Origin of the sequence: Sinorhizobium sp. 6-70 (assembly GCF_030124375.1) — a bacterium.
Taxonomy (GTDB): domain Bacteria; phylum Pseudomonadota; class Alphaproteobacteria; order Rhizobiales; family Rhizobiaceae; genus Sinorhizobium.
The window spans coordinates 16,990-39,622 of record NZ_JASKLS010000005.1 but is presented as its reverse complement, the minus strand read 5'-3'; the positions used below and the strand labels follow the sequence as shown (position 1 = coordinate 39,622).

Here is a 22,633-nt window from a genome sequence, read left to right as displayed (position 1 = left end):
AGTCGGGTTCCGATTTAAGGAAACATGCAGTAGAGATGCGCGGCCTTCGGCCGCGTCCCGCGCCGCAAAGTTGATTTCGGGGCATTTCGACCCGAACTCAGCGTGATCTAAGACGGAGTCCGCCATGAACGGTCCATTGCCGGTGGTGCCGGTATCGATCCTCACCGGCTTTCTCGGTGCGGGCAAGACGACGCTTCTCAATCGCTTGCTCAAGGATCCCGACCTCGCCGACACCGCGGTCATCATCAACGAATTCGGCGATGTCTCGATCGACCACCTGCTGGTCGAGGCGTCGAGCGACGGTGTGATCGAGCTTTCCGACGGGTGCCTCTGCTGCACGGTGCGCGGCGAGCTGGTCGATACGCTCGCCGACCTCATGGACCGGATGCAGACCGGCCGCATCAAGCCGCTGAGACGCGTCGTCATCGAAACGACCGGGCTTGCCGATCCCGCGCCGGTTCTGCAATCCGTGCTCGGCAATCCGGTCATCGCGCAGAACTTCCGGCTCGACGGTGTCGTCACCGTCGTGGACGCGGTCAACGGGTTGCAGACGATCGCGAACCACGTGGAAGCCTTGAAGCAGGTCGCGGTCGCCGACCGGCTCGTTGTCAGCAAGACCAAGCTCGCCAATGGCGCGGGGCGCGATGCGCTCCTGCAGCGGCTCAGGGACCTTAATCCACGCGCGCCGGTGATCGACGGCGATACGGAAGAGGTTGGCCATGCGGAACTGTTCGCCTGCGGTCTCTATGACGCGTCGACCAAGGTCGCCGATGTCGGCCGCTGGCTTCAGGACGAGGCCCACGCTGACCATGACCACCACGACCATGACCACGATCACCATGGGCATGACCATCATCATGGGCATCACGATCACCATCACCACGATGTCACGCGCCACGGTTCGGACATCCGGTCGTTCAGCATCGTGCACGACCGTCCGATCGAGCCGATGGCGGTGGAAATGTTCATCGATCTTCTACGTTCGGCCCACGGCGAAAAGCTGCTGCGGATGAAGGCGGTCGTTTGCCTGGCGGACAATCCTGAACGGCCGGTCGTTCTGCACGGCGTGCAGACCGTTTTTCATCCGCCGGAGCGGCTGGCCGCCTGGCCGGATCCTGCCGACCGGCGGACGCGCATGGTGCTGATCACGAAGGGGCTCGAGGAAGTGTTCGTCCGCGACCTCTTCGATGCTTTCACCGGCAAGCCCCGGATCGACCGGCCGGACGCGCAAGCTCTCACGGACAATCCGCTCGCGGTCCCCGGCGTGAGATTCTAGATCTTTTCATTGCTTCATTGAAACAGTGAAAAGATCTAACTCTTTGAAACTACGCAATGCCGGACGGAAAGCCGTTACACACTTTTCCTGGAATTGCCCTAAATCAGCGCAGAAGCGCTCGATCAGGCTGCGGTTTGATCCTTCTCGGTGAGGAGGCGCGTATCCTCCGTTGGAAGCCGTCGTCTTTGCCCCCTACAGCCAACGACGGACGCGGCTTTTGTAGGCGCGATAGGCCTCGCCGAACTTGACTTCGAGATAGGCTTCCTCCCGGGCGACCACCAGGTAGCGGATCACGAAGTAAAACGGCACCAGCAGGATGAGCAGCCACAGGCTGTCAAAGGCGACAGCGAGGCCGATCAGGCCGAGAAACATGCCGATATAGATCGGGTTGCGGCTGAAGCGGTAAGGCCCCTCTTCGACAATCGTCGTCGTCGGCTGGGTGGTGGGGATGTTCGTTCCCGCCCGGCGGAAGGTCGTCGCCGCCCAGATCAACAGTGCCAGGCCGGCGAGGAACACGATGGCGCCCAACCAACCGGCCGGCACTGCCGCCGGCAGGAATGGAAGCGGGTAGAGCGCGTCGATCACGCGCCCCGCCACCACCGCCAGTGCCCAGACGATCGGCGGCCGCACCGCCGCGCCGGAACTGTCGCGGAAATTGTCGCTCGCATCGTTCATTGTACAGCCCCATCGTATTTCGCCGATCATAGCAAGAATTCCGGCCGCCTTGGAGCCCACGGTGTGGGACGCCGACAGGGCTAAGATCTGGGACGTCCGAGGTCGCCGCTTGTCCCTTCGCCCCGTTTGTGGGGAGAAGGTCGCGGCAGCGGGATGAGGGGACTGCGATTGAATCCTGCACGCTTTCTTGGACGCGTCAGGCTTTCTTGCGGATGAGGAATCGATGGCCGCCCTCGGTCGGCGCGGCGTCCTCGAGCCGGTGTCCGTCCTCGTTGCAGAAATGCGGAATGTCGATCACCGCGAGCGGATCCGTTGTCTCGATTTCGAGCAGGGTGCCCGGAGCGAGCGTCTGCATGCGCTTGCGCGTCTTCAAAACGGGAAGGGGGCATTTCAGCCCCCTCAGATCACAGACGGTCCTGGGTTCGTCCGGCATCAATTGCCCCAGATCTTCCAGAACGGGCGCTTCTTCGGCTGCTCGGCGGCGGGTTGTTCGGCTGGCACCTGCGGGTTTTCCGCCGGAGCCGCGGCCACTTGTGCATTGCTTCCGGCCGGCGTTGGTGCCTGCTTCTGGTCGGCGGCCGTCGGCTGCTGGTTTGTCGCGGGCTGCGGTGCGCCTGGCTGAACGGCGGCCGGCTGCTCGGGTGCCTGAACCGTCGTGGGGGCCGGGGCGTCCTGCTCGCTTGCCGAGAACAGGTTCCAGAAGGATTTCCTTGCGGGCGCCGGTTGGACGGCGGCCTGCAGAACGGGGCGCTCGACCGGGCTTGCCTGCGGTACCGGAACACTTGTCCCGCCGCGGGTCGCCTTCTCGAACGCCTCCCTCTGGACCAGCGCCGCCTGCTTGGCTTCCTCGGCCGCCTTCTCGTCGGCAAGCTTCTTTTCGAGGTCGCTCACCTTCATCATCTTGCCGGCGTCGAGCGAGGTGCCCGTGGGAGCATAGGCGAGTTCGCGGCCCTTGCGCTGGTCGGCGACGATCGCCTTGCGCTCCGCTTCGGTCGGCTCGTACCAGACCATGCCGTCGTACTTCTTCAGCGCCTTGTCGTAATCGCGCTGATAGTCCTTTTCGAAGCTTGCCATCGCCACCTGCAGTGCCGGCGGCGTCGACATGGCGGGGCATTGGCCCATCGGATTGAACGCGCCGTCGCTCTGCTGGTTGAAGACGTACTTCCTCTCGCAGACGTTCACTTCCGGCGGGCGCTTCGTCACCTCGAACTGATCGTAGCCAGTCTTCAGCATCTTCCAGAACTCGATGTTCGGATTGTCGCGATGGCGGGCCATGTTCTCCGCCGTCATGCGGAAGGGGAAGGCCTGGAGCTGCACGCTTTGCTGCCCACCCTTGAAGGCGTCACGCGCAAGCGCGAAGATCTCGATGATCTGCTCGTCGGTCATCGAGTAACAGCCCGATGAAGAGCAGGCGCCATGGATCATCAGATGCGTGCCGGAATGGCCGTTCGCCTTGTCGTAGGTATTGGGAAACCCGGTGTTGATCGCGAGATAATAGTTGGAATTGGGATTCATCTGGTGCGGGAAGAGCGGATAGAACCCTTCCGGGGCCTGCCGGTCGCCTTCCTTCACCTTGGGACCGAGCTTTCCGGACCACGCGCAGATCTTGTAGCTCTTCAGGAGCTGAAAGCGGTTGGCGGCGTTCGCCTTCCAGACTTCGAGCGTGCCTTCCTCCTTGAAGATCCTGAGCGCGATCGGAGACGTCTTCTGCATCCCCAGTTCGCGCATCTTGGCGGTCATCTTGCTGGAGACCTGATAGTTGGTCTTGCTCTTGACCGAGGAGAGATTGACCGAATCCAGCGTCTCGTTGGTGCAGCCGGCAAGCGCGGCTGCAATAGCGGCGGTGGCGACAAGGTTCCTGATACGCATCGGCAGAGGCCCGTTAAAAAACACAATCCGTCATTGAGCGCCGTCCCGTCGAGGGGCGCCCTCAACGAATCAGTAAGCGATTATTCTTCACGAAATCTTAACCCTGCAGGATCCCCCTGCGCATGCCATCTTTCATGACCGCACGAATATGGCCAAGATTTGGCCACAGTTTGATTTCCGGTTGCCGTTGCCGGCGTTTTTAATCGCAATGGTTCAGAGATTTCGGCCGATGTTGAGGTATTTCTGCCGGCGGTCGGTCCGCAATTCGTCACCGTTGCGGCCGGAAAGCTCCTTGAGCGCGTCCGCGATAACGGTCCCGGTGCGGCTGATCACCGACGCCGGGTCGCGATGCGCACCGCCGACCGGTTCGGGAATGATACCGTCGATGACGCCGAGCGATTTCAGGTCCTCGGCGGTGATCTTCATGCTGCTAGCGGCCTCCTTGGCGCGCGTCGAATCGCGCCACAGGATCGAAGCCGCGCCCTCCGGCGAGATGACGCTGTAGATTGCGTGTTCCAGCATAAAGACGCGGTTGCCTGTTGCGATCGCGATCGCGCCGCCTGAGCCGCCTTCACCGATGACCACGGTCACGATCGGCACCTTGACGTTGAGGCACATTTCGGTCGAGCGGGCGATCGCCTCGGCCTGGCCGCGCTCCTCGGCGCCGACGCCAGGATAAGCGCCTGCCGTGTCGACCAGCGTGATCAGCGGCAGGCTGAAGCGGTCGGCCATTTCCATGACGCGGATCGCCTTGCGATAGCCTTCCGGGCGGGGGCTGCCGAAATTGTGCTTGATGCGCGACTTGGTGTCGTTGCCTTTTTCCTGGCCGAGGACGGCTACAGGCGTGCCGCGAAAGCGGGCGAGCCCAGCCTGGATCGCATCGTCATTGCCGAAGTTGCGGTCGCCGGCGAGCGGCGTGAATTCGGTGAAGAGTTCGGCGGAATAGTCGAGGAAATGCGGGCGTGACGGGTGGCGGGCGACCTGCGTCTTCTGCCACGGCGACAGCTTGGAATAGATCTCGACCATCGCGTCGCGTACACGCACCTCAAGCCGCGCGATCTCGTCGGATGTGTTCACACTCTCATCTTCGCTGGCGAGCTTCTTCAGTTCGAGAATCTTGCCTTCGAGATCAGAGATGGGTTTTTCGAAGTCGAGATAGTTGTGCATGAGATGCGTTTCCGATCAATTTGCGACAGGGCTGTCCGGTCGAAGCCAGCCTGCCCGGCGGTCCTAATCCTGTTTTTTCGCCTGTTTGGCAAGGGGGTGATGGTTTTGCACGAGGTCATGCAGCCGTTCTTCAAGCACATGCGTATAGATTTGTGTCGTTGAAATGTCCGAATGGCCGAGCAGTTCCTGCACGGCGCGCAGGTCGGCGCCGTTGGCGAGCAGGTGGCTGGCGAAGGCATGACGCAGCACGTGCGGCGAGATCGTCGCGACCCTTATGCCGGCGCGCGCCGCGAGGCCCTTGAGGTCGCGTGCGAAAACCTGGCGCGGCAGATAGCCGGTCTTCCCATAGGAAGGAAAGAGCCATGGGCTCTCCTCGGGCCGGTCGGCCTCCGCATTCTTCGATCTGAGCGCATCGCCATAGGCGCGCATGGCGCGCATGGCGGCCTGCGACAACGGTACCAGCCTTTCCTTGTTGCCCTTGCCGCGAATGACGAGGAAGCGGCCGTTCTGTGAAAGCACGCTTGCCGGCAGCGAGACGAGTTCGCTGACACGCATCCCCGTTGCATAGAGAAGCTCGATCAACGCGTGCATGCGCAGTTTCGTCAATGCGTCTTCACCGCCGGTGGCCGCTTCGGTTTCCGCCTGGCCGATGAGCCTGGTCACGTCATCGATGCTGAGCGTCTTCGGCAGCGCACGTGCCTTCTTCGGCGCGTCGAGGATACCGGTCGGATCGTCGCCCCTAAGCCCTTCGGCGTAAAGAAACTTGTAGAATTGCCGCAACGCGGACAGGCGGCGCGCCTGTGAAGAGGATTTGAAGCCCTCGCCGGCGAGATGGGAAAGGTAACTTCTCAGGTCGTCGGCCGAGGCATCGGCGAGCCGTGTGCCACGGGTCCGCAGGAAGGAGAGCGCGTCTTCCAGATCGTGTTCATAGGATTGCAGCGTATTGGTCGCCGCGCCGCGCTCGGCGCTCATCATTTCCAGAAAGGACTCGACATAGGCGGCTGATCGGTCGTTCATTGCGGCTTGTTGACCCGTTCCGATGGAATGCGCACCGTGACATCCCGTTCGACCGGCTCGACGAAAGTCACGAGCGCGACCATCGTGCCATAGACGATGGCGGCGAAGACGGCCAAGAAGAACAGGAAGCGGAAAAGGGTCGGCATTTCGGTCTCCTCTGCATGATTCCTACTCGAAGTCGGTTAAGATCATGCAGTCGTTCTTCAAAGTCCTGCAGCGGCCTTCCATGCGTCTGCAGCGGATGCGTGAACTATATGAACGGCCCTGCTGTCGAGTTCAAGAAGCGTCGCGCGTCACGCGCGACGACTTGACGCTCCCCGTCGATTTGTCGATATCGGAGGGGAATGGGGAAAATGAAGCGCAATGAACGACGTGACCGAAACGGTTTCCGCGACGCTTGCCGAACGGGCGAAGCTCGCCCTCGGTAAGCGCAACCTCGTTTTCATCGGCTTGATGGGAGCGGGAAAATCGGCAATCGGTCGGCTGACCGCGCAGGCGCTCGGCATTCCCTTCATCGATTCCGATCATGAGATCGAGCGTGTTTCCCGCATGACGATCAGCGAGCTTTTCGCGGCCTATGGCGAGGAAGAATTTCGTGCGCTCGAGGCCCGCGTGCTGAAACGTCTGCTGAGATCCGGCCCCAGGGTGGTCTCGACCGGTGGCGGCGCTTACATCAACGAACGCTCGCGTCGACAGATCAAGAAGGGCGGCGTGACGATCTGGCTCAATGCGGATCTCGATGTGCTGTGGGAGCGGGTGAACAAGCGCGATACCCGGCCGCTTCTGAAAACCGAGAACCCGAAGCAGACGCTCGAAAACCTGATGCGTGCGCGTTACCCGATCTATGCGGAGGCGGATCTGACGGTCCTTTCGCGCGATGTGAAAAAGGAGATGATCGTAGAGGAGGTTCTCGCCGCCATCGCCGATCGCCAGAAAGCTCAAAGCCATGAATAGCCATGTGACACCCGCCGCCGAACGCAAGGTCCGCGTGGACCTCGGAGATCGCTCCTACGACATTCTCATAGGCCCCGGCCTCATCGCCGCGGCGGGCAAGGAAATCGCCTCGCGCCTCAAGGGCCGGAAGATGGCGGTCATCACCGACGAGAACGTTGCGCCCCGCTATCTTCCGCCGCTCATGGCAAGCCTCAATGAAAGCGGCATCGAGGCCGTCTCGCTCGCGCTGCCCGCCGGCGAAAAGACGAAGAGCTTCGACCATCTCATCCCAGTCTGCGAGACCGTGCTCGGCGCCAGGATCGAGCGGAACGACGCGGTGATCGCGCTTGGCGGTGGTGTCATCGGCGATCTCACCGGCTTTGCCGCTGGTATTGTCCGCCGCGGTTCGCGCTTCATCCAGATTCCAACGTCGCTGCTGGCACAGGTCGATTCATCCGTCGGCGGCAAGACCGGGATCAATTCGCCGCATGGCAAGAACCTGATCGGTGTTTTTCACCAGCCGGATCTGGTGCTTGCCGACACCGACGTGCTCGATACCTTAAGCCCGCGCGAATTCCGGGCGGGTTATGCCGAAGTCGCCAAATATGGCCTGATCGACAAGCCGGATTTTTTCGATTGGCTCGAACGGAACTGGCAGGCCGTCTTTGCGGGGGGGGCGGCGCGGATCGAGGCCATTGCCGTCAGTTGCCAGGCGAAGGCCGACGTCGTGGCTGCGGACGAACGCGAGAACGGCTTGCGCGCGCTTCTCAACCTCGGACACACCTTCGGCCACGCTCTGGAGGCGGCGACGGAATATGACAGCGCCCGCCTGGTGCACGGCGAGGGCGTCGCGATCGGCATGGTGCTGGCACACGAGTTCTCGGCCCGCATGAACCTCGCGAGCCCCGACGACGCGCGCCGCGTGGAAACTCATCTCAAAGCCGTCGGCCTGCCGACGCGGATGGCCGACATACCCGGCAGCCTGCCGCCGGCCGAGCGATTGATGGACGCGATCGCCCAGGACAAGAAGGTGAAGGGCGGCAAACTTACCTTCATCCTCACCAGAGGTATCGGTCAGTCCTTCGTTGCCGACGATGTTCCGTTCTCGGAAGTGCTGAGCTTCCTCAAGGAGAAGCACCCCCAATGACCGGTGACGCGTTTCTGGCCTTTCTGGCGGAACACTGGCTGTCTCTCGTTTCGGTTATTTGCCTCTTGTTGCTTTCGGCCTTCTTCTCCGGATCGGAGGCCGCCTTGACCGCGGCCTCCCGGGCGCGCATGCACACGCTCGAGAGCAACGGCGATCGCCGGGCGGGCGTCGTCAGCCGGCTGATCGAGCGGCGTGACCGCCTCGTTGGAACGCTGCTTCTCGGCAACAACCTCGTCACCATTCTCGCCACATCCCTGGCCACGAGCCTCCTGATCGGCCTCGTCGGCGATTTCGCCGTAGCAATCGCCACGCTCGGCATGACCGTGCTGCTCGTCGTCTTTGCCGAAGTGCTGCCGAAGAGTTGGGCGATTGCCTTCCCGGACCGGTTCGCGCTCGCCGTGGCACCCCTGGTAAGGCCCTTCATGGCGGTCGCCGGTCCGGTGTCGGCACTCATCAATGCCTTCGTCCGGCGCCTTTTGACCCTCTTCGGCGTCAACCTTTCGTCCGACAAGCCGATGCTGTCGGCACAGGAAGAGCTGCGCGGTGCCGTCGACCTGCTCCACCGGGAGGGATCCGTGATCAAGGCGGACCTCGACCGGCTCGGCGGCGTGCTCGACCTCGGCGAACTCGAGGTCTCCGATATCATGATCCACCGCACCGCCATGCGCGCGATCAATGCGGATGAGCCGCCGGAGCTCTGCGTTCGGGAGATCCTCGAAGCTCCGTTCACGCGCCTGCCGCTCTGGCGCGGATCGACCGACAATATCATCGGGGTCATCCATTCCAAGGATCTCCTGCGCGCGCTTGCGGAACCCGATGTCGAGCCCGCGAGCCTCGACGTCGTCAAGATCGCGCAGAAGCCATGGTTCGTCCCGGATACGACCAACCTCGGGGACCAGCTCAATGCGTTTCTGCGGCGCAAGCTGCACCTCGCGATCGTCGTCGACGAATACGGCCAGGTCCAGGGTCTCGTGACGCTCGAGGATATCCTTGAGGAGATCGTCGGCGATATCGCCGACGAGCACGATATCGACATCCAGGGCGTGCGGCAGGAGGCCGACGGGTCGATCGTCGTCGACGGCTCGGTGCCGATCCGCGACCTCAACCGGGCGCTGGACTGGTCGCTGCCGGACGAGGAGGCAACCACCGTCGCCGGCCTCGTCATCCATGAATCGAAGAGTATCCCGGAAGAGCGGCAGGCTTTCACCTTCTACGGCAAGCGCTTCATCGTCATGAAGCGGGTCAGGAACCGGATCACCAAGCTGCGCATCCGCCCGGCCGAGGATGGGACGTCGATCGCCTAGTTCAAAGGGTCAAGGGAGCAGAAAGCGTGACGCGGCTCACCAGCTCGTCGGCTCTCCCGGTGCGGCCGGTTCGACGGCGAGCGCATGCAGACCTTGATCGAGTTCCGGCTTCAGGAGGTCGTTGATCGCGCGGTGGCGCGCCACTCGACTCATGCCTGAAAATGCGCTGGAAACAATCCTGATTCTGAAATGCGTCTCGCCTTCGCCGTCGAAACCCGGCTGGTGACCGGCATGCAGATGGCTTTCGTTGATCACCGCAAGGCGCTCCGGTTGGAAAGCTTCGAGGAGTTTCTGTTCGATCCGGCTTTGCAGCGACATTCTTCCGTCCTATTTCCCTGCTTGCTGCTTCCCTGCTTGCTGCGAGGCGCAGTGCCATCCGCATGAGCCCTAGGCCGTCCGCATGAGCCTTGGCGGCGCAAAATGCTCGCACAAAGCCAGCAACATTCGTCTTTGTCAATTCTTGTTGTGGGGCCCTTCAAACCCCATAATGTCGGCTATGAAACTCGATTCAAAATACTTCGATCGCATCCGTACGCGCCGCAAGGTCGAGCCGCGCGCAGAGCCGTCTGCGCCCATGTGCCAGTGGGACGGTTGCGACAAGAAGGCGATGCATCGGGCCCCGGTCGGCCGCAATGCCGAGGGCGAATATTTCATGTTCTGCTTCGAACATGTGAAGGAATACAACAAGGGCTATAATTACTTCTCCGGCCTCTCCGATACCGAGATCGCGCGCTACCAGAAGGAAGCGGTGACCGGTCACCGCCCGACCTGGACCGTCGGCGTCAACAAGAACGCCCGCAACGGGCCGAGCCAGTCGCAGATGCGTTCCGGCACGGCCGGGGCACAGGCCCGCATGCGCGATCCGTTCGGCTTCTTCAACGAGGCGCGCGCCCGGTCGGCTCGGCATGAGCCGCGCCTGCGCAAGCTGAAAACACTCGAAGCCAAGGCCTTCGAAACGCTTGGTCTTGCGGCCTCGGCAACGGCTGCCGATATCAAGGCCGCCTACAAGGAGCTCGTCAAGAAGCATCACCCTGATGCAAATGGCGGAGACAGGGGATCTGAAGACCGTTTTCGCGCGGTTATTCAAGCCTATCAATTGTTAAAACAGGCTGGTTTCTGCTAACAACGCGGATTATGACAGAAAGCACTTTTCGCAGGCGAATGCGCGGGTGCCGACCGGCGGCCGCTCTGGAGACATGATGAGCAAGATTGACCTCGACATTTCCAACCTCCCCGACACGACGATCTCGGTCCGGGAGGTTTTCGGTATTGATACGGATTTGCGCGTTCCTGCCTATTCGAAGGGCGACGCCTATGTGCCCGATCTCGATCCCGACTATCTTTTCGATCGCGAAACAACTCTCGCCATTCTCGCAGGATTCGCCCACAACCGCCGCGTCATGGTTTCCGGGTATCACGGGACCGGAAAGTCCACCCATATCGAGCAGGTTGCCGCAAGGCTCAACTGGCCCTGCGTGCGCGTCAACCTCGACAGCCATGTCAGCCGTATCGACCTCGTCGGCAAGGATGCGATCGTCGTCAAGGACGGGCTGCAGGTCACTGAGTTCAAGGACGGCATTCTGCCCTGGGCCTACCAGCACAATGTCGCGCTCGTCTTCGACGAATACGACGCCGGCCGCCCCGACGTCATGTTCGTCATCCAGCGCGTGCTTGAATCCTCCGGTCGCCTGACCCTGCTCGACCAGAGCCGCGTCATTCGCCCGCACCCGGCCTTCCGCCTGTTTGCAACCGCGAATACGGTCGGCCTCGGCGACACGACCGGCCTCTATCACGGCACGCAGCAGATCAATCAGGCACAGATGGACCGCTGGTCGATCGTCACCACGCTCAACTACCTGCCGCACGACAAGGAAGTCGATATCGTCGCCGCCAAGGTCAAGGGCTTTACCGCCGACAAGGGCCGCGAGACGGTGTCGAAGATGGTTCGCGTCGCGGACCTGACGCGTGCGGCGTTCATCAATGGCGACCTTTCGACGGTCATGAGCCCGCGTACGGTCATCACCTGGGCGGAGAATGCTTATATCTTCGGCGATATCGCCTTCGCGTTCCGCGTGACGTTCCTCAACAAGTGCGACGAACTGGAGCGGGCGCTGGTCGCCGAGCACTACCAGCGGGCCTTCGGCGTCGAGCTCAAGGAAAGCGCCGCCAACATCGTGCTGGAAGCCACCGCCTAAGGCTTTCTGCCGCCGGCTTCACAGTCAAGCGGACCACTGCATGTCTCCTCAAATCGACATCGATTTAAGGACAAAGACATGCAGCAATTTAAAGTGCTACAGCGTCCGTTGCGCGTCTGGCAAGACACGCGGCGCTGTAGGGGCCCGGATGTCACCGTATCTGGCTGAAAAGGATTTGTCGTGAGCTCGAACTCCAAGGCGAAACCGAACACGAGGGAAAACGCCGCTGAACCGTTCAAGCGGGCGCTCTCCGGCTGTATCCGGTCGATTGCCGGCGATGCCGAGATCGAGGTCACCTTCGCAAACGAGCGCCCCGGGATGGCCGGTGAGCGCATCCGGCTGCCGGAACTCTCCAAGCGCCCGAGTCAGCAGGAGCTTGCCGTGGCGCGAGGTCTGGGCGACTCCATGGCGCTGCGCAAGGCGTGCCATGACGCCCGCATTCACGCGACGATGTCGCCGCAGGGAGCGGATGCGCGGGCGATCTTCGATGCCGTCGAGCAGGCGCGCGTCGAGGCGATCGGTGCGCTCCGGATGGCGGGTGTGGCAGACAACCTCTCCTCGATGCTCGACGAGAAATATGCCAAGGCCAATTTTGCGGCGATCGAAAACCAGTCGGATGCACCGCTCGAAGAGGCTGTAGCGCTTCTCGTGCGCGAGAAGCTGACCGGCGAGAAGCCACCGGCGTCGGCCGGCAAGGTGCTCGACCTCTGGCGCGATTTTATCGAGAGCAAGGCTGCCGCGGATATGCGCAACCTGTCGGCCACGATCAACGACCAACAGGCCTTCGCCCGCGTCGTGCGCGACATGCTATCGTCAATGGATGTCGCCGAGAAATACGGCGAGGACGATATCGAACCGGACGAGCAGGAAAGCGAGACCGACGAGGACCAACCGCGCAGCCAGGAGCAGGACGAGAACGCCAGCGACGAGGAAGAAGGCTCCGACGCAGCGCCCGCCGATGAGAACCAGTCTGCCGAGGAGCAGATGGAAGAAGGCGAGATGGACGGCGCCGAGATTTCCGACGACGACCTTCAGGACGAGGGCGAAGAGGAGAGCGAGACGCCCGGCGAGGTCAAGCGACCGAACCATCCCTTCGCGGACTTCAACGAGAAGGTCGACTACACCGTCTACACGCGGGAGTTCGACGAGACGATTACCGCCGAGGAGCTTTGCGACGAGGCGGAGCTCGATCGCCTCCGTGCGTTCCTCGACAAGCAGCTCGCCCACCTGCAGGGAGCGGTCGGCCGCCTCGCCAACCGGCTGCAGCGTCGGCTGATGGCGCAGCAGAACCGCTCCTGGGAGTTCGACCTCGAGGAAGGCTATCTCGACACGGCCCGACTGCAACGCATCATCATCGACCCGATGCAGCCGCTTTCCTTCAAGCGCGAGAAGGACACCAACTTCCGTGATACCGTGGTGACGCTGCTGATCGACAATTCCGGCTCGATGCGCGGCCGGCCGATCACGGTCGCGGCGACCTGCGCCGACATTCTCGCCCGCACGCTGGAACGTTGCGGCGTCAAGGTGGAGATCCTCGGCTTTACCACAAAGGCGTGGAAGGGTGGGCAGTCACGCGAGAAGTGGTTGGCAGGTGGCAAGCCACAGGCGCCGGGGCGTCTCAATGATCTGAGGCACATCGTCTATAAATCCGCCGATGCGCCCTGGCGTCGGGCGCGCCGCAATCTCGGGCTGATGATGCGCGAAGGCCTGCTGAAAGAGAACATCGACGGTGAGGCGCTGATGTGGGCGCACGACCGGCTGCTGGCGCGGCAGGAGCAACGGCGCATCCTGATGATGATTTCGGATGGCGCGCCGGTCGACGATTCCACCTTGTCGGTGAACCCCGGAAACTATCTCGAACGCCACCTGCGTGCCGTCATCGAGCAGATCGAAACCCGTTCGCCGGTCGAGCTTCTGGCGATCGGCATCGGCCATGACGTGACGCGCTATTATCGTCGTGCGGTGACGATCGTCGACGCGGACGAACTGGCGGGTGCGATGACGGAGCAGCTCGCAGCGCTCTTCGAGGACGAAAGCCTGCATCGCCGCCCGGCGCGGATGCGCCGCGCGGGCTAAGGCGGTCGCCGGTCCATATGACCGGAACTGCAGGCGTCGATGATTTTTGCGTTGATCTGGTCCGATTCAACGGGCTTCTGTTCGGATTTGCGCAAATTCAAAGTGGTTTCTGCCTGCGAAGGTTTCAAAGCGCAGTTTGATGGTTGCAGTGCCGTCTTGACTTGTCGCCCTCGCATTGCCCTCCGAAGGTACCTCTTAGATGCTCCGCCAAATTCTTGTCCTCCTCTCCCTTCTGGCATCGCCGGCTATCGCGCAGCCGGAGCCGACGACTGAGATCGTGCCGGTTCAGGCCCGGCAGATAAGGCAATTCAAAGCCGGTTCGAACGAGAGGGTGTTCGGCGGGCTTGAATTCATCGGTGGCATCGAAATTACGTCGCGCAACCCGCTGCTCGGCGCGATTTCGGCGATCCGATTCCGGCCAGGCAGCGATTCCTTCGTCGCTGTGATGGACACCGGCCATTGGGTCGAGGGAGCCGTCCTGCGCGACGATAGAGGCAGGCTTCAGGGGTTGAGCGACCTGACCGTGACATCGATGATCGATGGGGACGGAGGTGTCGAGCTTGAAAAATGGAGGGTGGACTCGGAAGGGTTGGCGCTGCGCGAAGGAGAGGCGATCGTCAGTTTCGAGCAACTGGCCCGTATCGAGGTCTATCCCGATCCAGGTTTCGGGCGATCAAGACCCGTCGGACATATGGCCCTGCCGTTTCCCATCGGAGAATTGCGCATCAACGGCGGCCTTGAAACGATCGCGATCGCGCCGAAGAACGGTCCACTGCACGGTGCCGCCGTCGTCGTGGCGGAACGCAGCGTCGACAAGGCGGACAACCTTCTGGCGGGCATTCTCGAGGGGCCGATGAAGGGTGCCTTCTCGGTCGTTCGCGAAGATCCTTATGCGGTTACCGACGGTGCCTTCCTGCCGAACGGCGACCTGCTTCTCCTGGAGCGCCGGTTCAATCTCGCCTCCGGCCTCGGCATGCGCATTCGCAGGATCGCCGGTGGCGACATCCGTCCGGGCGCCGTCGTCGACGGCGAGGTGTTGCTTAAGGCCGACATGAGCTATCAGATCGACAATATGGAGGGGCTGGATGTTGTCGTTCGGCCCGACGGCGAGATTCGCGTGATCGTCGTTTCTGATGACAATCATTCGATTCTCGAACGCAATCTGATGCTCGAATTCCGGCTGGTTCTAGATTGAGTAAACTCAGCTCTCCGTTGCAACGCGGGACGTCGCAAGCGAAACGGGGCCGCATCGCGACCCCGTCAACGTCGTTTCCGTTTCTTGCTTGCCTTATGCGGTGGTGGCGTTGGCCGCCGGCATTGGCTTGATGACGCTCATCAGCGCTCCATAAGGCAAGAGCAGCACGATGCCGCAGAGGATCTTCACCAGAAGATCGCCGAGCCCCCAGGAAATCCAGCGCGGCGCGCCTGCGGCAAGCACCCCGAGCAGGGGAGCGGTCTCCAGCGCAAAGCTGTCGTTCGGTCCGAAGAACGCAAAGAACGGGGCGAAGGCGAAGGAGAAGAACATCGCGGTGTCCAGCGCCGAGCCGATGAGCGAGCCGGCGAGCGGTGCACGCCACCAAGTCTGCCTGCGTAGCCGGTTGAACACGGAAATGTCGAGGAGCTGGCCGAAGAGGAATGCCGAGCCGGAGGCGATCGCGATGCGCGGTGTCGCGAAGTAGATCGAGAAAGTGACGCCGACGACAAAACCGGCGACCACCACGCGCCGCGCGATCCGCGGGCCAAAATGGCGGTTGGTAAGGTCGGTGACCAGGAAGGCGAAGGGATAGCTGAAGGCGCCCCAGGTCCACAGGTCGCCGAGGTTCATGCCGGCAATGGAGCCCGGAAGCGGGTATTGGACGAGGAAATTCGACGCCACGACCACGAGGGTCATGAGTGCGACATAGATAGGGAACGTGCGGTTGATCAGCATTTTTTTATCCTGGGTGATGCCACCAGTTGGAGAAGATGACCGGTGCTTGCCCGGCGGATGAGTAGGGTACGACACGAGAAAAAGGCTTGCCGGACGAAGCCCGCAAGCCTTGAAGTCTTGTCGGAAGAGCTGGCGCCGATCAGGCTGCTTCAGCGGTCTTCTTAACGATCTGGCGGCGCAGCAGGCGAGCGCGCATGCTCAGCTCGTTCTCGTCAGCCTTCAGCAGGAAAGCATCGAGCCCGCCGCGGTGTTCGACCGAACGGAGAGCGGCTGCGGAAACGCGCAGGCGGAAGCGCTGGCCGAGAGCATCGGAAATCAGCGTGACGTTGCACAGGTTCGGGAGGAACTTGCGCTTGGTCTTGTTGTTGGCGTGGCTGACATTGTGGCCCGACTGGACGCCCTTGCCGGTCAATTCGCAACTACGGGACATGGTACACCTATTCTCTTTATCGCCGCCGGACAATGCGGTAGCGGGCCCAGAGCCCAGGCCGCGTTCCTGTTGGCCATTATTGGAAAGTCGCGGTTCTATAGTCACAGAAGCCCTGCCAGTCAAGCCAAACCCTGCGCATTCTCGAAAAACCGCAACGTGATCGCTGCCGCCGCTACAATAATCTCCGCCGATACCCATTCCAAGCCGATATTCACTGCGCTATTTCTCTTGAAACGCCATGCAACGAAAAGGTGCCGCTCGTTCTTCATTGCGGCGGCCGGATTTTGAGCAATTGGCGCAAAAAAAGCCGCAAACCGCTTGCATCCCAGAGGATTGCAACGGCTAGGAACGACAGGGCTCTCGGGCATGAAAAGGCGCAATGGCTTCCGGGCAACAGCATTGCTGGCTGCCATGACGTTTTCCACAGCATGCTTGGCTGCGGATATTGAGCATCAGACGGATTACAGTATTGCGCTTGCCGGCCTGCCGTTGGCACGCGCCACTTTCCACACCGAACTTGTAAAGAATCGCTACACGATTTCCGGCACGCTGAACTCCGCGGGACTCATCGACATCATCAGCCGCACGTCCGGCCAGACGCGCGTTTCCGGGGTGATCGCGAACGATCATCTGCGCGCCTCGCAATATTCGATGTCCTATCGCAGTGGCAGAAAGTCGCGCGCAATCAGCGTGACCTTCCGCAATGGCAATGTCGTGCGTGCGAGCATGACCCCGAAACGCACCCCGCTTCCTAAGAACTGGGTGCCAGTGACGAGCCGCGACATGCGCAACGTGCTGGACCCGCTCTCGGGGCTGATCATTCCGGGCAAGAGCAGGGTTTGCCCCAACACACTGCCGATCTTCGATGGCGAATCGCGGCTCGACATCAGGCTCTCACCGAAGGGAACGCGAAGCTTCAAGACCAGAGGATTCAACGGCGAAGTCATTGTCTGCGGTGTCCGGTTCGTGCCGAAGGCAGGATACAGGAAGGGCCGCGAGGACGTCGAATATCTGCGCCGGCTGGAGACGATGGAGATCTGGTTTGCAAGAGCCGAGGCCGTCGACGTCTATGCCCCGGTCTATGTTCGCATTCCGACCAAGCTCGGTCCCGTGACCGTTTCCGCGACGCGATTCGGCGGGTAATCCATCCCGATCTTCTCTTTCGTCCGTTGCGAACGGACGCTAACTACAGCGCCGCGCGTCTAATCAGACGCGCAAAGGACGCTGTAGCACTTTGAATTGCTGCATGTCTTTATCCTTAAATCGGTTACGATTTAAGGAAACATGCTAGTAGCAAGGCATGATTGATTTGACGCGGCTTTCACGAGGGTGAGCCGGGCGTGGGGGCAGGAATGAAGTTCAAGGCAACGCTGATCGGTTTTTCCGCGATCCTGATGTGGTCGCTGCTGGCGCTCTTTACCGCGGCGTCGGGTAAAATGCCGCCGTTCCAGCTGTCGGCGATCTGCTTCCTCATCGGTAGCCTGCCGGGCATCGTCGTGCTTGCCCTGAAGCCAGAGCGATTCAAGCTCATGAAGCAGCCGGCCAAGGTCTGGATCACCGGCATTGCCGGGCTTTTCGGCTACCACTTTCTCTATTTCACCGCGCTTCGCAACGCCCCGGCGGTCGAGGCAGGCCTGATCGCCTATCTCTGGCCGCTGCTGATCGTGGTTGGCTCGGCGCTGCTGCCAGGAGAAAGGCTTCGCTGGTATCACATCGCCGGCGCGCTCGCGGGACTTGGCGGCACGATCCTGATCGTCGCCCGCAACGGCATCGCCTTCGAAGAGGCCTATCTGCTCGGTTACGGCGCGGCATTCCTCTGTGCCTTCACCTGGTCGGGCTATTCGCTGCTGACGCGCCGCTTCGACGCGGTTTCGACCGATGTCGTCACGGGTTTCTGTCTGGCGACGTCCATCCTCTCCTTCCTCTGCCACCTCGGCCTCGAGACGACGATCTGGCCGCAAACCGCTTTCGAGTGGCTCGCGGTCGCCGGACTCGGCCTCCTCCCTGTCGGCGCGGCTTTCTATGCCTGGGACTTCGGTGTGAAGAACGGAGACATTCAGCTTCTCGGCGTGAAAAGCTATGCCGCACCGGTATTCTCGACGCTGATCCTCGTCCTGTTCGGTTTTGCGGAGCCCTCCTGGCGTATTGCCGCGGCCTGCCTGCTCGTCACCGGCGGTGCCGTGCTGGCGGCAAAGGACATGATTGTTCGCAAGAGGGCCGCTGCCCCGCAGCCAGCGGAGTAGACGTCATTTCTCCGGCGGTCGCCAGTCGGGCGCCGCCATCTCGAATGCGGAGAAATCGAAACCCGGCGCCACGGTGCAGCCGGCGAGCGTCCAGTCTCCAAGCGGGGCGGCCGATTGCCACCAGTTGGCAGGAACGACGTACTGCGGCCTTTCGCCCTTAAGCAGGTCCGGACCAAGGCGAAGGCGTGAGGCCGGCTTGCCCGGCGCGGCGATGCTGAGCTCGAGCGGGGCGCCCGCATAGTAGTGCCAGATTTCGGCGGCGTCGCGGACGCGGTGCCAGTGTGAGCGCTCGCCCTTTTCCAGCAGATAGTAGATCGCCGTCGAATGGCTGCGTGGCGCGCCACCGACGTCGCGGAAGGTCTCGACATACCAGCCGCCCTCCGGATGCCTCGCCAATCCCAGCGCGTCGACAATTGCGGCCGGCGTGAGATGCCGTGAGACATCCATCAGAAATTATCCTTGCGCTTGCGGATCTCTGCGAACACCTCCGCGTCGCTCGCTCTCTCCATGCCGAGATGCTTGCGGATCTTCTGGTCGCCAGCGCGAAGGAATGGGTTGGTCCGCTTTTCAAGGCCGATCGTCGTCGGCGCGGTGAACCCGCCGTCCGAGCGCGTCTCTTCGATTTCGGCAGCACGCGCCTTGAGTGCTGCGTTTTCGGGATCGATCGTCACGGCGAAATGCGCATTGGCGAGCGTGTACTCGTGGCCGAAATAGACGGCGGTATCGTCCGGGAGCGCCATCAGCCGGTTCAGCGACTGCCACATCGTCTCGGCGGTTCCCTCGAACAGCCGTCCGCAGCCGAGGGCAAACAGCGTATCGGCGGCAAACAACAGCTTATCCTTCGCGAAATGGAAGCATATGTGGCCCGCGGTATGTCCGGGCGTTTCGATGACTTCGACCGGATGACCGGCGAAATCGAAGCGGTCCCCCTGGCCGACGCTCCTGTCGATGCCGGGAATCTTCGATGCCTCGCCTTTTGGCCCGATGATCGTGATGTCGAAGCGTTCCTTGAGGCCGACATTCGCCGCGACGTGGTCGCCGTGGTGATGGGTCGTGAGGATGTGCGTGAGGCGCCAGCCCCGTCGCTCCAGCGTTTCGAGAATCGGTCGTTCTTCCGGAGCATCGATCGATGCGGTGGCACCGCTTGCCGCATCATGAAGAAGCACACCGAAATTATCGGTGCGGCAGAGGAAGAGGTCGAGTTCGAGCGCGGCCATGATGAGATCCTCCGATCGGCGTGTCGCGGGATGCGGGCGATACCACGTCCGCCCCGCTTCAGCCGAATGTAGCGAGGCTCGCCTTGAAGTCTACCGCTCCAAAGCTAACATGTTGGTCATGCACACGGATATCGTAGATCTTCGTCAATTTTATCATTCCGAGCTGGGTCGGATGGCGGAGCATTCCGTCAGCATGGCACTCTCGTCGATCTGGGCGCGCTTGCCCGAGGAGCGGCTGGTCGGCCTCGGCTATGCCGTGCCATATCTTGAGCGGTTCCGCGCCGATACGGAGCGAACCTTCGCCTTCATGCCGGCCGGGCAGGGGGCAGTGAATTGGCCGGTCGCCGAGTTGTCTTCGACCGCGCTGGTCTTCGACGAAGAACTGCCGCTACCCGACGCGTCGATAGACCGCGTGTTGATGGTCCATTCATTGGAGTTCGCCGAAAGCCCGCGCGAAACGATGAAGGAGATCTGGAGGGTTCTCGCACCCGGCGGCCGGCTGGTCATCGTCGTGCCGAATCGCCGCGGCGTTTGGGCGCGGATGGAGCACACGCCGTTCGGCTCGGGGCGGCCCTATTCGCGCGGTCAGCTGACGGCGCTTCTGCGCGAGACAAATTTCACGCCCGGTGCCACCTCCGAGGCGCTGTTCTTTCCTCCGTCGAAGCGCAAGATCGTTCTCCGCCTGCGACACAGCCTGGAGCGGTTCGGCCGTTCGTTTTGGCCGGTATTTTCCGGGGTGATCATCGTCGAGGCGCAAAAGCGGCTCTACCAGGGGCTCCCTGTGGCTGTCCGCGCTTCGCGCCGGGTCTTCGTTCCGGTGCTGGCACCGCATGGCGTGCCAAGCACGCGCGCCCGCCCGCCCGCTACTGCATGATTCTTCAAATCGGAACCGATCTGAGGACAAACTACAGCGACCTTCGCGCGTCTCAAAGACGTGCGGCGCTGTAAGGTGCTGTAGCCGCGTGGGCTTGGCGCACTCGACAAATTTCCTCCACCCGGCTATTGGCTTTGCCACATTTCCTCCCGTGAAAGCCGATCCGATGAACCTTGTTTCAAAGAACCCGCAGCCGCGTCCCGGTATTCTGGACATTGCCGCCTATGTGCCGGGCAAGGAACATGCGCCGGGTGTCGCCAAGGTCCACAAGCTTTCGTCGAACGAGACACCGCTCGGTGCCAGCCCGAGCGCGATCGAGGCGTTCCAAAAGGCGGCTTTCAATCTCGAGCGTTATCCGGACGGTCAGGCGCATGCGCTGAGGGACGCGATCGCTGCGGTTCACGGCCTCAACCCGGCCAATATTATTTGCGGCAACGGATCCGATGAACTGCTCGGGCTGCTCTGCCACACCTATCTCGGCCCTGGTGACGAGGGGATCATCACCGAGCACGGGTTCCTCGTCTACAAGATCCAGATCATGGCGGCCGGCGCCACAGCGGTTACGGTCAAGGAAAGGGATGCGCGTGTCGATGTCGACGCGATCCTCGCGGCGGTGACGGAGCGCACCAAGATCGTCTTCATCGCCAATCCGGCCAACCCGACGGGCACTTATATCCCCGTGGACGAGGTCCGCCGGCTGCACGCGGGCCTTCCCTCCGGCGTGTTGCTGGTGCTCGATGCCGCCTATGCGGAATATGTCCGGCGCAACGACTACGAGGCGGGCCTGGAACTGGTGTCGGCCAATCGCAACGTCGTGATGACACGGACGTTCTCGAAGATCTACGGGCTCGCCGGGCTTCGCATCGGCTGGATGTTTGCCCCGCGCGAGATCGTGGACGCGGTGGACCGTGTACGTGGCCCGTTCAATCTCAATGCACCGGCGATCGCCGCGGGGGCGGCGGCGATCCGCGACCAGGCCTTCGTTGCCGCGGCGGTCGATCACAACCTTACCTGGCTCGCGAAAGTCACCGCGGCCTTGCAGGCGATCGGCCTGCGGGTGACGCCCTCCGTCACCAACTTCGTGCTGATCCATTTTCCGGAGACGGGCGGGAAATCGGCGGAGGAGGCCGATGCGTTCCTGACGGCTCGCGGCTTCATCCTGCGCGCCGTGCGCGCCTACGGCTTTCCCAATGCGCTCCGCATGACCATCGGTTCCGCGGAAGCGAACGAAGGCCTTATCGCCGCGCTGACCGAATTCATGGGACAAGAATGATGGCTCAACAGTTCGAAACGATTGCCCTCATCGGCATTGGCCTGATCGGATCGTCGATCGCCCGGGAAATCCGCGAGAAGCAGCTTGCCGGCACGCTCGTCGTCTCGACGCGGAGTGCCGCAACGTTGAAACGGGCCGAGCAGCTCGGCCTCGGCGACCGCTACACGCTTTCGGCAGCCGAGGCGGTCAAGGATGCCGACCTCGTCGTCGTTTCGGTACCGGTCGGCGCTTCCGGCGCCGTTGCCGCGGAGATCGCCGCGCACTTGAAGCCGGGAGCGATCGTTACCGACGTCGGTTCGACGAAGGGCTCGGTCATCGCGCAGATGGCGCCGCATCTGCCCGACACGGTCCATTTCATCCCCGGCCACCCCATCGCGGGCACCGAGCATTCCGGCCCCGACGCCGGCTTCGTCGGCCTTTTCCGCGGACGCTGGTGCATTCTGACGCCGCCACCCGGCGCCGACGAAGAGGCTGTCGCGAAGCTTCGGCTTTTCTGGGAGACGCTGGGCTCGATGGTCGATGAGATGGATCCGGAGCACCACGACAAGGTGCTGGCGATCGTCTCTCACGTTCCGCACATCATCGCCTACAACATCGTCGGCACGGCAGACGACCTGGAAACGGTGACGGAGTCCGAGGTCATCAAATATTCGGCGTCGGGCTTCCGCGACTTCACGCGCCTCGCCGCCTCGGACCCGACCATGTGGCGCGACGTCTGCCTGCACAACAAGGATGCGATCCTCGAAATGCTCGCCCGCTTCTCCGAGGACCTTGCCTACCTGCAGCGGGCGATCCGCTGGGGCGACGGCGACAAGCTGTTCGACCTCTTCACCCGCACGCGGGCAGTCCGCCGCTCGATCATTCAGGCGGGCCAGGACACCGCCATGCCGGATTTCGGCCGGCATGCAATGGATCCCAAATAATCGATACTGCGCTTACAGCGCCGCGCGTCTTATCAGACGCGCAAAGGACGCTGTAACATTTTGAATTGCTGCATGTTTAGATCG

The 22,633-nt window shown here is 62.1% G+C and carries 25 protein-coding genes; 13 read left to right on the top strand and 12 right to left on the bottom strand.

Annotation, left to right across the window (positions count from 1 at the left end):
* Nucleotides 1-124 precede the first annotated feature (124 nt).
* Nucleotides 125-1,276, top strand: a complete 1,152-nt coding sequence (locus QN222_RS11830) for a GTP-binding protein (protein ID WP_283963990.1) — start codon at nt 125-127, stop codon at nt 1,274-1,276.
* A 192-nt stretch (nt 1,277-1,468) separates the two neighbouring features.
* On the opposite strand, the gene QN222_RS11825 is transcribed toward QN222_RS11830, so the two are convergent.
* The 6 genes from QN222_RS11825 to QN222_RS11800 all read right to left on the bottom strand — a co-directional run bounded on the left by QN222_RS11825 (nt 1,469) and on the right by QN222_RS11800 (nt 6,150).
* Nucleotides 1,469-1,951 carry an isoprenylcysteine carboxylmethyltransferase family protein gene (locus QN222_RS11825; RefSeq protein ID WP_283963991.1) on the bottom strand — a complete coding sequence of 161 codons (483 nt, stop codon included), beginning with the start codon at nt 1,949-1,951 and terminating at the stop codon, nt 1,469-1,471.
* 196 nt (nt 1,952-2,147) lie between these two features.
* On the bottom strand, nt 2,148-2,384 hold the full coding sequence (locus QN222_RS11820; RefSeq protein WP_283963992.1) for a sulfurtransferase TusA family protein: 237 nt from the start codon (nt 2,382-2,384) through the stop codon (nt 2,148-2,150).
* Complete coding sequence (locus QN222_RS11815; protein ID WP_283963993.1) at nt 2,384-3,820, bottom strand: L,D-transpeptidase family protein; 1,437 nt, start codon at nt 3,818-3,820, stop codon at nt 2,384-2,386. The genes QN222_RS11820 and QN222_RS11815 overlap by 1 nt, the downstream gene beginning before the upstream one ends.
* Before the next feature lie 213 nt (nt 3,821-4,033).
* Nucleotides 4,034-4,987, bottom strand: a complete 954-nt coding sequence (locus QN222_RS11810) for an acetyl-CoA carboxylase carboxyltransferase subunit alpha (protein ID WP_283963994.1) — start codon at nt 4,985-4,987, stop codon at nt 4,034-4,036.
* 63 nt (nt 4,988-5,050) lie between these two features.
* A complete protein-coding gene (xerD, locus tag QN222_RS11805) occupies nt 5,051-6,004 on the bottom strand; it encodes a site-specific tyrosine recombinase XerD (RefSeq protein WP_284005450.1) in 954 nt (317 codons plus the stop codon).
* Nucleotides 6,001-6,150, bottom strand: coding sequence for a hypothetical protein (locus tag QN222_RS11800; protein ID WP_153441575.1), 150 nt, complete (start codon nt 6,148-6,150; stop codon nt 6,001-6,003). Before QN222_RS11800 ends, xerD begins: the two co-directional genes overlap by 4 nt.
* Nucleotides 6,151-6,367: 217 nt before the next feature.
* Here QN222_RS11800 and QN222_RS11795 point away from each other — a divergent pair, with 217 nt between their 5' ends.
* The 3 genes from QN222_RS11795 to QN222_RS11785 are packed head-to-tail and all read left to right on the top strand — an operon-like array spanning nt 6,368 to nt 9,388.
* A complete protein-coding gene (locus QN222_RS11795; RefSeq protein ID WP_180938961.1) occupies nt 6,368-6,958 on the top strand; it encodes a shikimate kinase in 591 nt (196 codons plus the stop codon).
* Nucleotides 6,951-8,084: a 3-dehydroquinate synthase gene (gene aroB, locus QN222_RS11790; RefSeq protein ID WP_283963869.1), complete on the top strand. Its 1,134-nt coding sequence runs from the start codon at nt 6,951-6,953 to the stop codon at nt 8,082-8,084. The genes QN222_RS11795 and aroB overlap by 8 nt, the downstream gene beginning before the upstream one ends.
* Nucleotides 8,081-9,388, top strand: coding sequence for an HlyC/CorC family transporter (locus QN222_RS11785; RefSeq protein WP_283963868.1), 1,308 nt, complete (start codon nt 8,081-8,083; stop codon nt 9,386-9,388). The genes aroB and QN222_RS11785 overlap by 4 nt, the downstream gene beginning before the upstream one ends.
* A 36-nt stretch (nt 9,389-9,424) precedes the next feature.
* Here QN222_RS11785 and QN222_RS11780 read toward each other — a convergent pair whose 3' ends face one another.
* Nucleotides 9,425-9,706 (bottom strand): BolA family transcriptional regulator, encoded by a 282-nt coding sequence (locus QN222_RS11780; protein WP_180938958.1) that lies wholly within the window; start codon nt 9,704-9,706, stop codon nt 9,425-9,427.
* Nucleotides 9,707-9,875: 169 nt separating this feature from the next.
* Here QN222_RS11780 and QN222_RS11775 point away from each other — a divergent pair, with 169 nt between their 5' ends.
* The 4 genes from QN222_RS11775 (at nt 9,876) to QN222_RS11760 (ending at nt 14,854) form a co-directional block, all read left to right on the top strand.
* The gene (locus QN222_RS11775; RefSeq protein ID WP_180938957.1) at nt 9,876-10,511 is read left to right on the top strand and encodes a J domain-containing protein; all 636 of its coding nucleotides are present in this window, start codon (nt 9,876-9,878) and stop codon (nt 10,509-10,511) included.
* A 76-nt stretch (nt 10,512-10,587) separates the two neighbouring features.
* Nucleotides 10,588-11,583, top strand: coding sequence for a cobaltochelatase subunit CobS (cobS, locus tag QN222_RS11770; protein WP_283963867.1), 996 nt, complete (start codon nt 10,588-10,590; stop codon nt 11,581-11,583).
* Between the two features lie 180 nt (nt 11,584-11,763).
* Nucleotides 11,764-13,659: a cobaltochelatase subunit CobT gene (gene cobT, locus QN222_RS11765; protein ID WP_283963866.1), complete on the top strand. Its 1,896-nt coding sequence runs from the start codon at nt 11,764-11,766 to the stop codon at nt 13,657-13,659.
* A gap of 199 nt (nt 13,660-13,858) precedes the next feature.
* On the top strand, nt 13,859-14,854 hold the full coding sequence (locus QN222_RS11760; protein ID WP_283963865.1) for an esterase-like activity of phytase family protein: 996 nt from the start codon (nt 13,859-13,861) through the stop codon (nt 14,852-14,854).
* A gap of 93 nt (nt 14,855-14,947) precedes the next feature.
* Here QN222_RS11760 and QN222_RS11755 read toward each other — a convergent pair whose 3' ends face one another.
* From QN222_RS11755 to QN222_RS11745, 3 genes are all read right to left on the bottom strand, one after another.
* Nucleotides 14,948-15,589 (bottom strand): VUT family protein, encoded by a 642-nt coding sequence (locus tag QN222_RS11755; RefSeq protein ID WP_283963864.1) that lies wholly within the window; start codon nt 15,587-15,589, stop codon nt 14,948-14,950.
* A gap of 139 nt (nt 15,590-15,728) precedes the next feature.
* On the bottom strand, nt 15,729-16,019 hold the full coding sequence (gene rpmB, locus QN222_RS11750) for a 50S ribosomal protein L28 (protein WP_136508834.1): 291 nt from the start codon (nt 16,017-16,019) through the stop codon (nt 15,729-15,731).
* Nucleotides 16,020-16,138: 119 nt separating this feature from the next.
* Nucleotides 16,139-16,432: a hypothetical protein gene (locus QN222_RS11745; protein ID WP_283963873.1), complete on the bottom strand. Its 294-nt coding sequence runs from the start codon at nt 16,430-16,432 to the stop codon at nt 16,139-16,141.
* On the opposite strand from QN222_RS11745, the gene QN222_RS11740 reads away from it, so the two are divergent.
* On the top strand, nt 16,386-17,162 hold the full coding sequence (locus tag QN222_RS11740; protein ID WP_283963863.1) for a DUF3108 domain-containing protein: 777 nt from the start codon (nt 16,386-16,388) through the stop codon (nt 17,160-17,162). The two genes, QN222_RS11745 and QN222_RS11740, sit on opposite strands and share 47 nt — an antisense overlap.
* 209 nt (nt 17,163-17,371) lie before the next feature.
* Complete coding sequence (locus tag QN222_RS11735) at nt 17,372-18,262, top strand: DMT family transporter (RefSeq protein ID WP_283963862.1); 891 nt, start codon at nt 17,372-17,374, stop codon at nt 18,260-18,262.
* 3 nt (nt 18,263-18,265) lie between these two features.
* Here the strand turns inward: QN222_RS11735 and QN222_RS11730 are convergent, their stop codons facing one another.
* On the bottom strand, nt 18,266-18,709 hold the full coding sequence (locus tag QN222_RS11730) for a cupin domain-containing protein (protein WP_283963861.1): 444 nt from the start codon (nt 18,707-18,709) through the stop codon (nt 18,266-18,268).
* The gene (gloB, locus tag QN222_RS11725) at nt 18,709-19,479 is read right to left on the bottom strand and encodes a hydroxyacylglutathione hydrolase (protein ID WP_283963860.1); all 771 of its coding nucleotides are present in this window, start codon (nt 19,477-19,479) and stop codon (nt 18,709-18,711) included. Before gloB ends, QN222_RS11730 begins: the two co-directional genes overlap by 1 nt.
* A 109-nt stretch (nt 19,480-19,588) precedes the next feature.
* On the opposite strand from gloB, the gene QN222_RS11720 reads away from it, so the two are divergent.
* The 3 genes from QN222_RS11720 to QN222_RS11710 all read left to right on the top strand — a co-directional run bounded on the left by QN222_RS11720 (nt 19,589) and on the right by QN222_RS11710 (nt 22,549).
* Nucleotides 19,589-20,353 (top strand): class I SAM-dependent methyltransferase, encoded by a 765-nt coding sequence (locus QN222_RS11720; protein WP_283963859.1) that lies wholly within the window; start codon nt 19,589-19,591, stop codon nt 20,351-20,353.
* Nucleotides 20,354-20,519: 166 nt separating this feature from the next.
* Complete coding sequence (gene hisC / locus QN222_RS11715) at nt 20,520-21,626, top strand: histidinol-phosphate transaminase (protein WP_283963858.1); 1,107 nt, start codon at nt 20,520-20,522, stop codon at nt 21,624-21,626.
* Nucleotides 21,623-22,549 (top strand): prephenate/arogenate dehydrogenase family protein, encoded by a 927-nt coding sequence (locus QN222_RS11710; protein ID WP_283963857.1) that lies wholly within the window; start codon nt 21,623-21,625, stop codon nt 22,547-22,549. The genes hisC and QN222_RS11710 overlap by 4 nt, the downstream gene beginning before the upstream one ends.
* Nucleotides 22,550-22,633 lie beyond the last annotated feature (84 nt).

Excerpts from the sequence above, each read along its gene's own strand:
- aroB (WP_283963869.1), top strand. The coding sequence starts at position 6,951 with ATGAATAGCCATGTGACACCCGCCGCCGAACGCAAGGTCCGCGTGGAC.
- QN222_RS11830 (WP_283963990.1), top strand. The coding sequence starts at position 125 with ATGAACGGTCCATTGCCGGTGGTGCCGGTATCGATCCTCACCGGCTTT.
- QN222_RS11785 (WP_283963868.1), top strand. The coding sequence starts at position 8,081 with ATGACCGGTGACGCGTTTCTGGCCTTTCTGGCGGAACACTGGCTGTCT.
- QN222_RS11820 (WP_283963992.1), bottom strand. The coding sequence starts at position 2,384 with ATGCCGGACGAACCCAGGACCGTCTGTGATCTGAGGGGGCTGAAATGC.
- hisC (WP_283963858.1), top strand. The coding sequence starts at position 20,520 with ATGAACCTTGTTTCAAAGAACCCGCAGCCGCGTCCCGGTATTCTGGAC.
- QN222_RS11710 (WP_283963857.1), top strand. The coding sequence starts at position 21,623 with ATGATGGCTCAACAGTTCGAAACGATTGCCCTCATCGGCATTGGCCTG.
- QN222_RS11780 (WP_180938958.1), bottom strand. The coding sequence starts at position 9,706 with ATGTCGCTGCAAAGCCGGATCGAACAGAAACTCCTCGAAGCTTTCCAA.
- QN222_RS11775 (WP_180938957.1), top strand. The coding sequence starts at position 9,876 with ATGTCGGCTATGAAACTCGATTCAAAATACTTCGATCGCATCCGTACG.
- QN222_RS11795 (WP_180938961.1), top strand. The coding sequence starts at position 6,368 with ATGAACGACGTGACCGAAACGGTTTCCGCGACGCTTGCCGAACGGGCG.
- QN222_RS11735 (WP_283963862.1), top strand. The coding sequence starts at position 17,372 with ATGAAGTTCAAGGCAACGCTGATCGGTTTTTCCGCGATCCTGATGTGG.
- rpmB (WP_136508834.1), bottom strand. The coding sequence starts at position 16,019 with ATGTCCCGTAGTTGCGAATTGACCGGCAAGGGCGTCCAGTCGGGCCAC.
- QN222_RS11760 (WP_283963865.1), top strand. The coding sequence starts at position 13,859 with ATGCTCCGCCAAATTCTTGTCCTCCTCTCCCTTCTGGCATCGCCGGCT.
- gloB (WP_283963860.1), bottom strand. The coding sequence starts at position 19,479 with ATGGCCGCGCTCGAACTCGACCTCTTCCTCTGCCGCACCGATAATTTC.
- QN222_RS11825 (WP_283963991.1), bottom strand. The coding sequence starts at position 1,951 with ATGAACGATGCGAGCGACAATTTCCGCGACAGTTCCGGCGCGGCGGTG.
- QN222_RS11720 (WP_283963859.1), top strand. The coding sequence starts at position 19,589 with ATGTTGGTCATGCACACGGATATCGTAGATCTTCGTCAATTTTATCAT.
- QN222_RS11800 (WP_153441575.1), bottom strand. The coding sequence starts at position 6,150 with ATGCCGACCCTTTTCCGCTTCCTGTTCTTCTTGGCCGTCTTCGCCGCC.
- QN222_RS11740 (WP_283963863.1), top strand. The coding sequence starts at position 16,386 with ATGAAAAGGCGCAATGGCTTCCGGGCAACAGCATTGCTGGCTGCCATG.
- QN222_RS11745 (WP_283963873.1), bottom strand. The coding sequence starts at position 16,432 with ATGGCAGCCAGCAATGCTGTTGCCCGGAAGCCATTGCGCCTTTTCATG.
- cobS (WP_283963867.1), top strand. The coding sequence starts at position 10,588 with ATGAGCAAGATTGACCTCGACATTTCCAACCTCCCCGACACGACGATC.
- QN222_RS11730 (WP_283963861.1), bottom strand. The coding sequence starts at position 18,709 with ATGGATGTCTCACGGCATCTCACGCCGGCCGCAATTGTCGACGCGCTG.
- QN222_RS11755 (WP_283963864.1), bottom strand. The coding sequence starts at position 15,589 with ATGCTGATCAACCGCACGTTCCCTATCTATGTCGCACTCATGACCCTC.
- QN222_RS11810 (WP_283963994.1), bottom strand. The coding sequence starts at position 4,987 with ATGCACAACTATCTCGACTTCGAAAAACCCATCTCTGATCTCGAAGGC.
- xerD (WP_284005450.1), bottom strand. The coding sequence starts at position 6,004 with ATGAACGACCGATCAGCCGCCTATGTCGAGTCCTTTCTGGAAATGATG.
- QN222_RS11815 (WP_283963993.1), bottom strand. The coding sequence starts at position 3,820 with ATGCGTATCAGGAACCTTGTCGCCACCGCCGCTATTGCAGCCGCGCTT.